A 13,565-nucleotide genomic window follows, 5' to 3' on the forward strand; every position below is an offset into this window, starting at 1 on the left:
GAGACCGAGCTTCGTCGAACACGAGGCTCGGTCTTGCTGTACGTTCACCCAGAGAGATCGCGACCGTGTCCAAGCGTGACTACTACGAAACCTTAGGCGTCGAACGAACCGCCTCCGAAGACGAACTCAAGAAGGCCTACCGCAAGATGGCCCGTCAGCATCACCCCGATCTCCAGACGGGAGACGCTCAGAAGAAAACCTCAGAAGAGAAGTTCAAAGAAGTCAACGAGGCCTATGAGACGCTGAGCGACCAAGAGAAACGCAAACGTTATGACATGTTCGGCCATGCCGGGGCACAACAGGGCGGCGGGCCTGAAGGATTTGGCGGAAGCGGATTCGGCGACGCCTTCAACGATATCTTCGAAGATTTCTTCGGGGGCCAGCGAGGCGGCAATCGAGCGGAGCGCGGCAACGACCTCCAGTACAATCTGGAACTGACCTTCGAAGAAGCCGTCTACGGAAAAGAGGCCAAACTTAAAATCCCTCGTTGGGAAGTCTGCTCCGACTGTAAGGGAAGCGGCGCCAAAAGTGCAGCCTCGGTCAAGACCTGCCCGAGCTGTAAAGGGGCCGGCCAGATGCGGTTCCAGCAAGGCTTCTTCAGCATCAGCCGTCCCTGCGGTCAATGCGAGGGAGCGGGACGGATCATCACAGAGCCCTGTCCCGCCTGCCAAGGCCGTCAACGCACCTATCGAGAACGCACCATCGCCGTCCATATCCCTGCCGGCATCGAGTCAGGCATGCGCCTACGCCTCTCGAATGAAGGGGAACATGGAGTCAACGCAGGGCCTCCCGGCGACCTCTATGTGGCAATCACCGTTAAGCCACACCCGGTCTTTCAACGCCAAGGGCACGACATCCTCTGCGACGTCCATATTCATGTCGTCACCGCCATGCTCGGAGGAAAGATCGAAGTCCCCACGCTCAAAGGCAATACCATCATCAAGATTCCTGCCGGCACACAACAAGATAAGATTCTGCGCCTCAAGGGCTTGGGCATTCCCAGCCTCAAGAGCCAGAATACCGGCGACCAGCTCTTTGTCATCAAGATCCAAATCCCCACCAAGCTGACCGCTCGTCAGAAAGAATTACTCACGGAGTTTGCCAAAGAGAGCGGCATGACGATGGAAGAAGACGGCGACGGATTCTTCGACAAGATGAAAACCTTCTTCGAATAGCGCCGGCGGTTATCGCCCGGCACCTGCACTATGTCCACGTTCTTCGTCGCTCCTGACGCCGTCACTCCCCCCACGATCCGCATGACCGGTGATCTGCTCCATCATCTGCGCGATAGTCTTCGCTTGCATCCTGGCACCCTGCTCACCCTGAACGACGGATGCGGAACCCGCTATCGCGTAGAAGTGACCCAGGTCTCCTCGCAGGCCATCGACAGCCGCATCATCGACCAACACACCGAATCGGGTCGCAAGATCTCGCCGATCGTGCTCGGGCAGGCCTTGATCAAAGGCGACAAGATGGACTGGGTGATTCAGAAGGCAACCGAGCTCGGAGTCGATACGATCGTACCCATCCAAAGCGCACACAGTGTCATCAAGCTCAACCCGGAACGTCTTGAGCATCAACGATCCAGATGGGAACGCATTGCGCGAGACGCGGCACAACAGTCGGAGCGGTGGACGATTCCCACCGTCGCAGACCCTCTAGACCTCGCACAGATCTGCCGCCACTACGCCTCGGCATCTGTGAAAGGCCTACTCGCGGAACGCTCCAGCGGCCCTTCGCTCGCCACCATCCCGTTGCCACAGGACCATCAGCACCCGATTGTTTTGTTGATTGGACCGGAGGGAGGATGGGCGCCAGAGGAGCAACGTCTTGCACAAGAGCAGGGCTTCATCCCGCTCACCCTTGGGCCACGAATCTTGCGGGCCGAGACCGCAGCGATCGCCGCGCTCAGCATTCTCCAGTCACGACTCGATGAGTTGGGTTAAGCCGGCCAGATACAGGATGCTCAAAAAGGCCGTCAGCAAGGCCGCAGCCGATGATAGCACCGGAGGCGTAGCCTCTAGGCTACGTTGAGGATGCTGTCGAGGCGAGAACGAAGCTGGCGGACTTTTTCAGCATCCTGCCAGCCATCAGCGGTTGGTGCTCAACCGAACAATCGTGCCTTTCTCTCCACCGGCCCAGCCCTGCGTGCCATCTGAGAACGAGAGACCGAACAGCGAGGCCTTGGCGATCGCACCCTGCTCAATCCAGGTAAATCCGCTATCGATGGTCCGGTAAACCATACCCCGTTCTCCCACAATCCATCCGTTCTGAGGGTCCGTAAAGCGGACACGTAAGAGATCGGTCAGCTTCGTACAGGTCAGGGTGCAGGGTAACGTGCGATCGATCCATAGATTGCCGCCATTGGTCGTTTGGAAGATGGCGCCGGCATTCCCGACGACCCAGCCGGTCGAAGCGTCAGAATAATACACATCGAATAGAGTGACCGCCCCCTGCATGTCTTGTGCAGTCCAGGTGGCTCCCCCATTATCCGTCATCAACACAGTCCCCACCGCTCCAACCGCCGTCCCATGCTGCGAGGTAAGAAATTGAACCGCGTAGAGGGCGGCGTTCGTCTTGCTCGCTTGATCGCCCCAATGGGCTCCGCCGTCTGTCGTATGAAGAATGGTGCCGTTGCCACCGACCACCCACCCCTCGTTGGGCGACACGAACGAGAGGCCGTAGAACGATACTTGCGTATCCACGAATTGCGCATGCCAAGTATGGCCCCCGTCTTGGCTTTGGCGAATCGTGCCATTGGCTCCGACGGCCCAGCCTAACTTCTCGTTCATAAAGAAGACACCAGAAAGGGTTGCCGTGGTCCCGCTCACGATCTTCTTCCACCGCTTCCCACCGTCAGACGTCTTCAGGATGGTGCCTCCAGCCCCGACAGCCCACCCCAATTGAGGCGTACGAAAATACAGCGCCATCAGCGTAGTTTCAGTATGACTTTCTTGAGGAGTGATTGTCAGAGGAGAGTCAGCAGCCCAGGAGGAAGAGGCACATAACCATGCCCCAAACGTGATGGCGATCGCCATGTGAGCAACAGGGGAAAGAACGAACCGCTGCCATGATCCTGACCACCCGTATCTCACTGGTTGGTGTTCGCGTCAGGGCGGTTGTTATTGAAGTACCCGGGGTCTGGCATGCCCTTGGCTTCAATCGTGAACGTGCCAGCCTCCAACGTCAGCCACTTTTTCTGGGTACAACAGATACCATCCGGCTGCACATCCCAGGAACCGCGCCGCACGATCAGCGGACCGGTCGCCAACTCATTGAAGAACTCATTGCGCTTCCCGAGGCCGTACAGATTTCGATGCGGCACTCGCACGACAATCTCCGTATCCGTCCAGGACATGACCTGCGCAGCCACATTGCTGAACAACACTTCCGTCCGCGAGACGTTCTCACCTAATTCGATATCTTCTCGTCGCTTGTAGGCCCCCTGGTTGAGACCCAAGTAGGCATGCTCAGCCGTTTTGAGGAATGAACCGAATCCGGATCCTTTAATCGTAATCAGCTCATCGAGTCCGCCAGTTTGAGGGCTGAAGGAGTCGATCTTCGGCGTCACGAGCGTAAAGACCCCTGCCTCCGTCTTCAAGACTTCCTTCGTCGCACAACATGAACCATCCTGGTTCGGCTTCGTCGCGCCTCGATAAATCACGACCGGCCCGCTCTTCGCGCTGAAGGGCACCCATACGTCGATACGATCGTCTTGCCAGCGATAGATAACGGCGCGAACTCCCCCGATGTCGACCCGATTCTCTCCCGTATTAAAATCGGTAAAGGCATACGGAGTCGATCCACTTTCTGAGTAAAATCCAAAATGTTCTCCGCTGATTCTGAGCAGCGTACCGATCGGAGCAGCGGGAGGCGTCACCGCGATGACTTTCGGCATGTGAACCGTAAAGGTCCCGACGGTTCGATCACGCCCCTGCAGGGTCAGAACAACTGGTCCGGTCTCGGCATCCATCGGAAGATGCACGACGATGGCGGTGTCGGACCATTGGGCGATCGTGGCCAGGTGTCCGCCGAACGTGACCTTATCGCCGGCGGCCTTCGTGGCGCCGAAGCTCTGGCCAAAAAACACAACCTTCGTCCCGACCGGCCCGCTCACAGGATCGACACGAATACTCGGAATCAGTTTCAGCGGAACGGCATTGCTCACTTTGTATTGGACCGGAGCGCAACAGGACCCGTCAGGCAAGGGGTCGGATGAAGCCAATCGAACCACGACATCGCCCGACGCCGCGTTCGTGGGAACATCGACTTCGATCAGCTCGTCTTTCCACCGGCGCGGCCTGACGATGACACCGCCGATCATCACATCATTCACTCCGAACATGGTATTGGGGTCGCGGGGACCGGCCGTGGTACCGAAGTGCGCGCCGGTGATCTGCACGGTATGGCCTGGTTCGATCTCTGCCGGCGTCACTGCGGAAATCGTCGGCTGCATCACTGTCAAGATTCCGGCAGACAACTTCTTCTTCCCGGTCATGACTTCAACGGGACCGGATTGCGCCTGAAAAGGCACCTTCACTTCGATCAGATCGGATTCCCATCGCTGAATCAACGCAGGGATCCCTCCAACAGTTACGCGATTCACTTGCACAGATCGAAATGCACCGAATCCCGTCCCGCCGATCGACAGGGTGGCGCCAGGAACCGCCGTTGACGGATGGAGTTCGACCGCAGCAGGAGCCGCCGCAAACGAGGCAACGCTGAGACTCGCCCACAAAGTCATCGTACTCACGCCCGTCACGAACGCATTCATGGATAGACTCCTGTCAGGCAAGAAAAAGGTACGGTCATCCTGCATGTGGCACGAAAACGCCTCGCGCCAGGCTCAGAAGAGGTACACCGTGGTGACCACGAAAAACGAAGAACTGAATGAACTATAGCAAGCGGTTTTTTGGAGAGTCAAGCCGACAAACCCGTACCAGTTGGGCATTCCTGACTAGTGCTGACGCACCATCAGGAGACGGAGAAAATCACTTCGATTTCGACCGCCGCACCGCGAGGCAACTCAGCCGCTCCCACAGCTACGCGCGCATGACGACCAGCCTCTCCAAAGATGGCGACCAGGAGGTCCGAGGCCCCATTGAGAACTTGGGGTTGCTGGACGAATCCTTCCGCCGACGCCACATGTCCAACGACCTTCACGATACGCGTAATACGGTCCAACGTCCCGAGTTCCTGCTTGGCAATCGCCAGCGCGTTCAGGAGCGCGAGCCTGGACGCTTCCATCCCCTGTTCGACCGTCAAATCTCGACCGAGTTTACCGGAAAACGCCAACTGCCCGTCTCGCATGGGAAGGACGCCGGATAAGAACAACAGATCTCCGGCCCGGACTGCCGGGACATAGGTTGCCAACGGTTGCGGCGGTAGCGGCAACTCCAGATGCAATTCCTTCAGTTTGCGTTCGTATGACATCGTCTGTACCCAGCTTGCGTCCTTTATGTGTGACGACTCACGCCCTATCCAGCGCGGAGCGCATCGAGAAAACTCTCACCCACAGGAAGTTGATCCCCTTGCAAGGCTTCCAGAATGGTATGTCCCAAATCGGCAGCAGACGATCTGATACCAAGGTTGACACCCTGTGCCAACTTCGGCCCAGTCGCTAAAAGAGGAACATATTCCCGCGTCGGGACCTGATCCGCCTTTGAGATATCCCGCCCATGATCGCCCGTCAGCACGAGCAGGTCGCCTGGACGAAGTTGCTCCAATAACTCAGAAAGCCGTCGATCAAAGTCATGGAGGGCCGCGGCCGACTGCGCCGCATCCGATTCCAGCACATCAAGACCGGCAACAATCAATCCACGGGGAACGGTTTTCAACATCCCTGTTACTTCGTCAAGTAACGCCGTCCAATGCCCAACGGGAACGGAACGAGTCAGCCCACGGCCACTAAACAGATCGCCGACCTTGCCGACCCCAACCAGAATCTGGCTGGCACGGTTGAGCACATCGAACATGGTCGTCCCTGGTGGCTCAATCACGAACTCACGGGGTTGTGGGCTGAACTGCACCGCACCGGCATCGCCCACGAGGGGATGGGCTGACACACGCCACACGCCCCAGGGATCCTTGAGTACTTTTCTCGCATCCCGGCAGCGCTGAAAAAACTCATCCCGCCTCATCGCATTCTCATGCGCCGCCACATGGCAGGTCCGCCGGCCATCTGTCCAGACGATCAATGCGCCAGACGACAGATGTTCGGCTTCACATTCGCGCAGCATGGCTGCTCCAGACGAACGGCGATTGCCGATGCTCTTACGGCCAAAGGCCTGTTCGATCACCGACACCATGTCAGGGGGAAATCCGTCGGGATAGAGCGGCCCGGCATCATCTGTCACATGACCGGCCATTTCCCAATAGCCAACCATGGAGTCTACGCCCTTGGAGAGAAACCCCAGCCGACCGAACGATCCTTCAGGCTGCCCCATCACCCGCACACCTTTGATCTCCGTGATGTGGCCAAGCCCGAGCGCTTCGAGCGTGGGAACGTTGAGTCCCCCCACGGCATCGGCCAGGTGAGCCAAGGTATTGGACCCGGCATCGCCATACTCCGCCGCATCGGGCAAAGCCCCGACGCCCAATCCATCAATAACCAATACAATGACGCGAGTAATCATGGGCGCACTATAGCATAGGTGTTCAGGGACAGTAGGGCGAGAGAGGCGGCATCTTCATACCGCACTCTGCTTCGCCACCTTGAAGAAGAAAGTGATTTAACCATTCTTTCGAGTCATTAAGAATGACCAGAAACTCAACTCCAAATTCCCGCCTGGTTGCCCAACAGATCCTTCCGAGCTCCACACGTATCGCCGCCGAGAAACCAGGCTCCATGATCTGAAGGCTCACAGTCTCTCCTTCTGAGGCCATCTCGTCACTTTCAATCGCGCAGCCCCCACGCGACAAACTGAACGTCCTTCCTTGATACGCTGCGTCTTCCAACGCATAGGCGACAGGGCACCGGACCGGAAACCGGGTGTCCTTACGCGCCATCATAATGGCTCACCCCTTCCCTCTTGAAACAGACCACTCCGCCACAATCGCAAGGCTCGCGCTGGTCCCGATCCGATCTGCGCCAGCCTCCAGCATCGCCAAGGTGGTCTTCCAATCTCGAATTCCGCCGGACGCTTTGACCTTGGCGCGACCAGCCACCGTATCTTTCATCAGCCTGACATCCTCCACCGTAGCGCCGGCAGAAGCGAACCCCGTCGAAGTCTTCACGTAGTCCATCCCTGCTTCAACAGCCAAACGGCAGGCTGTGATTTTTTCTTCTCGCGTCAGGCAGCAGGTTTCCAGAATGACTTTATGCTCAACCCCCTTGGTCGCTTTCACGACCTCAGCCATATCTCCCCTGACAAGATCGTAGTCACCGGACTTGAGCCGGCTCACGTTGATGACCATATCCAGCACCGTGGCTCCCCGTGCGACGCCTTCAATGGCCTCCGCAACCTTCGTTGCCGTCGTGTGGCCACCCAGCGGAAACCCGACAGGAATCCCGACGCGAATCGTCGTACCGGCCACTGCCTCGACCGCCTCATCGAGGTAACAGGGCGGCACAAAGATCACGATGAAACCGAACTCCCTCGCCTCCTGGCAGAGCCGCAGCACGTCTGCCTTCGTTGCGTCCGGACGCAACACGGTATGGTCGATCAACGCCGGCAGGTTCCAATTCTGTGTTGTCATCATGCCACTCTTATAACAAGTCTTCGGTCAGAGATGAAGAGGGAAAGACTGGGAAAGCAGGACGAGTGATTACATGTGCGGGAGAGAAGCCCGTCTAAACGGCCTCTTTTGATACTTCTCTACGGCCTGATTATGCTCGATAAGCGTCGCAGAGAACTGGTGGGTTCCATCGTTCCGCGACACAAAATACAAGGAATGGGAGTCGGACGGATAGAGTGTCGCACGAATCGCCTGAATACCTGGGTTGGCGATCGGCCCAGGCGGTAGGCCCCGGACCCGATAGGTGTTGTAGGGACTGGGATGAGACAAGTCTTTCTTGTGCAAGTTTCCGTCGAATGCCGGCAAGCCATAAATGACGGTCGGATCGCTCTGTAACGGGATATGCTTCTTGAGACGGTTGTGAAACACCGCCGAGATCTCCGACCGCTCGCCGCCAGACCCGGTCTCCTTTTCAATGACGGACGCAAGCGTCAACACTTCATGCATCGTCATCTTGAGCTCCTGCATCCGCGCAAGAAGATCCGGTCCGACCACCTGCCGTAGCTGCTCAACCATCGCCACTAAGACCTCACGCGTCTTCACGGTGCGAGGAAACTTATAGGTATTGGGGTAAAGATACCCTTCCAAAGTCTCGGCCTTAATGCCAAGCGATGCAATGAATGCCCGATCTTTCGTAAGCCGGATAAACTCTGCGCGATCCGTCACGCCCTGCTGCGAGAGCAGGTCGGCGATTTGGATGAGAGTCAGCCCTTCGGGAATCGTAAACGGGTGAAGCACCACCTGACCGCTGAGCAGTTTCGAAAGGATCTCGGACGGCGTCATGGCGGGGCTCAGCTCGTACTCGCCCGCATGCACTTTCCGGTCGACAGACTGCGATTTTCCCAGGAGCACAAAGGCGGAATGGCTCCTGATCAAGCGTTCTCGCTCGAGCAGCGACGCCACAAATTGGAACGTCGAGCCATCCGGAATGACGATGATTTTTGAAGGAGGGCGCTCCTGCGCAGGAATGATCGGGCCTTCAGCCCAACGAATCGTCTGATAGGCCGCGACGCCAAGTCCGACCATTACGACCAGCAGAAGTCCGAGCACGATCCGTAGATTCATGAGGTGGTTCTACCGTTTCTTGCTCCGAAGCCCCATCCGCCCATGCGTCCGGCTCCCTCTTCGGTTCCGGTTCAAGACTCGCCAGGTAACTTTGGAGCAGAATCGATGCGGCGATGCGATCCACCACACCCTTCCGCTTCTTCCTGCTGACATCGGCCGCAATCAAGAGGTCTTCCGCCGACTTCGTCGTCAAGCGTTCGTCCCACAAAATAACGGGAACGGATACGCCCGCTTCTAACCGGGCCTGAAACTCTCGCATCGCTTGGATCGCCGGACCCTCGCGGCCATCCAACTGAAGGGGAAAGCCCAACAACACTTGCCTGACTTCATACGTCCCGACGAGGGAGGCGATATGCGCAATGTCCCGATCCAATGTACGCCGTGTGAGCGTCTCCAGTGGTTGAGCGGTCCAGCCCATCTCATCACTAAGGGCCACGCCGATCCGCACCGTTCCGTAATCGAGCGCGAGCACTCGTTTACCATCCTCCATCAGTCTACCGCTCCAACATCCGTTCGACCAGCCCAAAGACATTTTCCAACGCCGCATCCAGCTTGGCCGGATCTTTCCCGCCGGCCTGCGCCATCTCAGGCCTGCCGCCGCCGGTCCCACCGACTTCCGCCGCCATCGCCTTGATGAGGTCGCCCGCTTTTAATCGAGCGATCAGATCCTTCGTGACCACAACCAGTAATGACACCTTGCCATCGTTCGCGGCGCCGAGAGCCACGACACCACTCTTCAACTTGTCCCGCAACTGATCAGCCAACGCCCGCATCCCGTTCACATCCAGGCCATCCGTTCGCTGCACATGCACCTGGATACCAGCGATCGTTTTCGCCGCAGACTCGACGGCCGAGCCACTGGCCATTTTCAATTTCAGCTCTTCCAGTTCGCGTTCTTTATCTTTCAACTGCGTGATGACCTTACGGGTTTTGGCGACCAACTCGGACTGGCCGACCTTGAGCAAGTCCGCAAGTTCCCGAATATCCGTTTCCAGTCGCTTCATATGCGCGAGCGCCCCGCTCCCGGTTTGGGCTTCAATGCGGCGCACACCAGCCGCGACACCAGTCTCTGACTCAATTCTGAACAGACCGATGTCTCCCGTCTGCCGGCAATGCGTGCCGCCGCAGAGTTCTTTGCTGAACGACTCAACCGTCACCACCCTTACTTGTTCCCCATATTTATCGCCGAAGAAGGCCAACGCGCCCTTGGCGACCGCATCCTGAATGCTCATCACCTCGGTGGCGACTCGTTCGTTCTTTCGCACCTCGTTGTTCACGACCAGTTCGATCTCATCGATATCGCGAGTCGTCAGCGGCCTGAAATGGGCAAAGTCGAATCGCAAGCGATTCGGTCCGACGAGCGACCCATACTGTTTCACGTGAGGGCCGAGCAAGTCGCGCAATGCGGCATGGAGCAAATGGGTGGCAGTATGGTTTCGCTGAGCGGCCTGCCGCGTCGTCGCATCAACGGTCATATGAAGCGATTCGCCTTCGCGAATCCGCCCCTTCGTCACGATGCCTGTATGCAGAATCACAGTCGGTACCGGCCTCGTCGTTTCCTGAATCTCCACCTGCCCATCAGGGCCCATCAGCATGCCCCGGTCACCGACCTGTCCACCGCCTTCCGCATAAAACGGCGTCATATCCAACACAAGTTCAACCGCATCGCCCTCCGCCGCTTCTTTGACCAACCGGTCGCCCTTCAAAATCGCAAGGACGACGCTGTCGCTTTCCAGCCGGTCATAGCCGATAAACTTGGTTGCCCCCAGACGACCAGCCAGCTCCGCAACTGCAGGACGAGTGGTTTCTTGTTCAAAGCCCCCGGTTTTGCGCGCGCGAGTCCTCTGCTCCTCGATGGCCTGGTCGAACCCCGCCTCATCGAGCGTCATCTCCTGCTCGCGGCAAGCCTCCCCCATCAAGTCCATCGGAAACCCATAGGTATCGTAGAGCTTGAATACGTCGGAGCCCGTAAGAATCTTGCTCCCGGCCGAACGCGCTTTCGCAATCAACTCATTCAGAATCGGCAAGCCTTGATCCAGCGTCGCGATAAACCGCTCTTCTTCGCCTCTGGTCGCCTCAGCAATCGTCGCGGCAGCACCACGGATTTCTGAATAGACCGGACCCATCTGGCTCACGACCGCCGCGGTCAATTCGTGAAGGAAAGGCTCGACGATCCCCAGCAGCCGTCCATGGCGCGCAGCCCGGCGCAGAATCCGGCGCAACACATAGCCGCGTCCTTCATTCGAGGGCAAGACCCCATCGGCCATCAAGAACGTCATCGCGCGAAGATGGTCCGCCACCACACGCATCGATCGATCCGTTGTATCCTGCGCCCCATACTGAACCCCGGCTCTGGATGCCACGGCGTCGAGCAAGGGGGTGAACACATCGCTGTCATAGTTGCTGTACTTGCCCTGAGCGACAGCCGCCAGCCGTTCGAGCCCCATCCCGGTATCGATGCTCGGCTTGGGAAGAGGATGGAGCGTACCAGCCGCATCCCGGTTGTACTGCATGAAGACGAGATTCCAAATCTCGATGACGCGGTCGCCTTCCCCATTAGGACGATCGTCGCCCGGCACCGACGGCCCCTGGTCGAAATGGAGTTCCGAACAGGGTCCACAGGGGCCAGTATCTCCCATCTGCCAGAAGTTATCCTTCTCTCCGCACCGCACGATGCGGGAGGGCGACACACCGATCTTCTTCCAGAGCAGATCGGCTTCGTCGTCGTCGCGGAAGACGGTGACCCACATCCGGTCCTTCTCGAGACCGACCGTCTTGGTCAGAAACTCCCATCCGAACAAGATGGCCTCTTCCTTGAAGTAATCGCCGAAGGAAAAATTCCCCAACATTTCAAAGAACGTATGGTGGCGGCGCGTGTAGCCGACATTCTCCAAATCGTTATGCTTGCCCCCCGCACGAAGGCACTTCTGGACAGTGACGGCTCGCTTGTAGGCACGCGTTTCCTCACCGAGGAAGACCCGTTTAAACTGATTCATCCCGGCATTGGTAAAGAGCAACGTGGGATCGGCCTGAGGAATCAAGGCAGAACTCGGCACGGCCTGATGACCATGCTGTTCGAAATATCGGATGAAGGCCTGTCGCAATTCGTGAGTGCTGTTCTTCATGCTACCCTATGTATCCTCTCGCATCAGAGGCCCCATCACTGTCTCAATCGTCTCTTCGTCAAAGCCACGCTGGCTCAACAGTCTCGCGACTCGACCCAGCGTCTGAGTCGAGCTGGTCCGGCCAGCCGTCGTGACCACCTGCATGGCCAGATCCTGTTCACTCACCTTACGGTAAGTGGCCCTTACGGTCGCCAGCACGATTTGTTCGGGACAACCGGTAGCCAGCAGCTCTTCTTGCAGACGTGCACGGCCCATCGGCATGCGGGCCAGTCGCCGATCGACCCACCGCACGGCGAACGCGGCATCGTCGAGATAGCGTAACGATGTCAGCCGTCGAACCGCGGCTCGTATCTGTGAAGGAGTTGCCCCCTTCGCCGCGAGTAATCGTTCGATCTGGGCCGTCGTACGATCGCTACGGGCCAATGCCCGCACCGCAAGTTGCAACCACTGATCGGGAGACGATGCTGCCGTGCTGATGCCTTGCCGCCTCACCACCCTCCGACTGGCAGCCTGTTAGGCGCCAACCTTGTGCGGTCGCCGTTCCTCACGCTTTTCATCGGTCTTTTTCTCGTCTTTAACGGGCACGACCGGCTTCTCAGGCGTACGTCCCGGCAGACCGGCAATGTCACGCAACTTCCCCTCAATTTCACGCGCCAACGGCTGATTGCTCAGGAGGAAATCCCGAACCGCATCGCGTCCCTGCCCGAGCCGCTCGCCCTGATAGGAATACCAGGCCCCGGACTTCTCCACGACTTTCTTCTCGACCCCGAGATCGACCAACTCGCCGGTTTTCGAAATGCCCTGTGCAAACATGATGTCGAATTCCGCCTGTTTGAACGGAGGCGCCATCTTGTTCTTCACCACCTTCACACGCACGCGGCTGCCGGTGACTTCCTGCCCTTCTTTAATCGACTCGATGCGCCGGATATCCAGACGCACGGACGAGTAGAACTTGAGCGCGTTGCCGCCCGTGGTCGTCTCCGGATTGCCGAACATCACACCGATCTTCATCCTGATCTGATTGATAAAGATCAGGGTCGTCTGCGACTTGGAAATGGCCGCCGTCAATTTACGAAGCGCCTGCGACATGAGCCTCGCTTGCAGCCCCATATGGGCATCGCCCATTTCGCCTTCGATTTCGGCTCTCGGGACGAGGGCCGCAACAGAGTCCACTACAATGACATCGATCGCGCCGCTCCGGACGAGTGTCTCGGCAATTTCCAACGCTTGTTCGCCGGTATCGGGCTGCGACACCAAGAGATCGTCCACCTGCACGCCCAGCTTCTTGGCATAACCCAAATCCAGCGCATGCTCCGCATCGATAAAGGCCGCTGTCCCGCCGGCCTTCTGTGCTTCCGCAATCACATGCAGCGTGAGCGTCGTTTTACCCGAGGACTCAGGACCGAAAATCTCGATTACCCGGCCGCGGGGAACCCCGCCGACGCCCAGGGCAATATCGAGTCCGAGGGATCCGGTCGAAATCGCGGGAATATCCACCGGGGCATCCGCGCCTCCCAGCTTCATGATCGCCCCCTTCCCATATTGTTTCTCAATTTGGGACAGGGCGAGATCCAGCGCACGCTTCTTGTCGTCTTTTTCAGCCATAGGTACTCCTCTGGTAATAGAGAGATCGGGGGC

11 protein-coding genes and 1 pseudogene are annotated in these 13,565 nt (G+C 58.1%); 2 read left to right on the forward strand and 10 right to left on the reverse strand.

Annotated features, from left to right (window positions below; genetic code table 11):
* Window positions 1-65: 65 nt before the first annotated feature.
* Window positions 66-1,175 carry a molecular chaperone DnaJ gene (gene dnaJ, locus Q7U76_14660; protein MDO8357626.1) on the forward strand — a complete coding sequence of 370 codons (1,110 nt, stop codon included), beginning with the start codon at window positions 66-68 and terminating at the stop codon, window positions 1,173-1,175.
* A gap of 30 nt (window positions 1,176-1,205) precedes the next feature.
* Complete coding sequence (locus tag Q7U76_14665) at window positions 1,206-1,946, forward strand: 16S rRNA (uracil(1498)-N(3))-methyltransferase (GenBank protein ID MDO8357627.1); 741 nt, start codon at window positions 1,206-1,208, stop codon at window positions 1,944-1,946.
* Window positions 1,947-2,090: 144 nt separating this feature from the next.
* On the opposite strand, the gene Q7U76_14670 is transcribed toward Q7U76_14665, so the two are convergent.
* From Q7U76_14670 to recA, 10 genes and pseudogenes are all read right to left on the reverse strand, one after another.
* Window positions 2,091-2,930 (reverse strand): YCF48-related protein, encoded by an 840-nt coding sequence (locus tag Q7U76_14670; GenBank protein ID MDO8357628.1) that lies wholly within the window; start codon window positions 2,928-2,930, stop codon window positions 2,091-2,093.
* Window positions 2,931-3,091: 161 nt separating this feature from the next.
* Window positions 3,092-4,774 (reverse strand): IPT/TIG domain-containing protein, encoded by a 1,683-nt coding sequence (locus Q7U76_14675; protein ID MDO8357629.1) that lies wholly within the window; start codon window positions 4,772-4,774, stop codon window positions 3,092-3,094.
* Window positions 4,775-4,974: 200 nt separating this feature from the next.
* Complete coding sequence (locus tag Q7U76_14680; GenBank protein ID MDO8357630.1) at window positions 4,975-5,433, reverse strand: RidA family protein; 459 nt, start codon at window positions 5,431-5,433, stop codon at window positions 4,975-4,977.
* 44 nt (window positions 5,434-5,477) lie between these two features.
* Complete coding sequence (locus Q7U76_14685) at window positions 5,478-6,635, reverse strand: phosphopentomutase (GenBank protein MDO8357631.1); 1,158 nt, start codon at window positions 6,633-6,635, stop codon at window positions 5,478-5,480.
* Between the two features lie 382 nt (window positions 6,636-7,017).
* Window positions 7,018-7,698: a deoxyribose-phosphate aldolase gene (gene deoC / locus Q7U76_14690; GenBank protein MDO8357632.1), complete on the reverse strand. Its 681-nt coding sequence runs from the start codon at window positions 7,696-7,698 to the stop codon at window positions 7,018-7,020.
* Between the two features lie 69 nt (window positions 7,699-7,767).
* On the reverse strand, window positions 7,768-8,802 hold the full coding sequence (mltG, locus tag Q7U76_14695; GenBank protein ID MDO8357633.1) for an endolytic transglycosylase MltG: 1,035 nt from the start codon (window positions 8,800-8,802) through the stop codon (window positions 7,768-7,770).
* 82 nt (window positions 8,803-8,884) lie between these two features.
* Window positions 8,885-9,292, reverse strand: a pseudogene (gene ruvX / locus Q7U76_14700) (Holliday junction resolvase RuvX).
* A 4-nt stretch (window positions 9,293-9,296) separates the two neighbouring features.
* Window positions 9,297-11,927 carry an alanine--tRNA ligase gene (alaS, locus tag Q7U76_14705; protein ID MDO8357634.1) on the reverse strand — a complete coding sequence of 877 codons (2,631 nt, stop codon included), beginning with the start codon at window positions 11,925-11,927 and terminating at the stop codon, window positions 9,297-9,299.
* A gap of 6 nt (window positions 11,928-11,933) precedes the next feature.
* The gene (locus Q7U76_14710) at window positions 11,934-12,419 is read right to left on the reverse strand and encodes a regulatory protein RecX (GenBank protein ID MDO8357635.1); all 486 of its coding nucleotides are present in this window, start codon (window positions 12,417-12,419) and stop codon (window positions 11,934-11,936) included.
* Between the two features lie 21 nt (window positions 12,420-12,440).
* A complete protein-coding gene (gene recA, locus Q7U76_14715) occupies window positions 12,441-13,532 on the reverse strand; it encodes a recombinase RecA (protein MDO8357636.1) in 1,092 nt (363 codons plus the stop codon).
* Window positions 13,533-13,565: the final 33 nt, after the last annotated feature.

This window comes from Nitrospirota bacterium (genome assembly GCA_030645475.1).
GTDB lineage: Bacteria > Nitrospirota > Nitrospiria > Nitrospirales > Nitrospiraceae > Palsa-1315.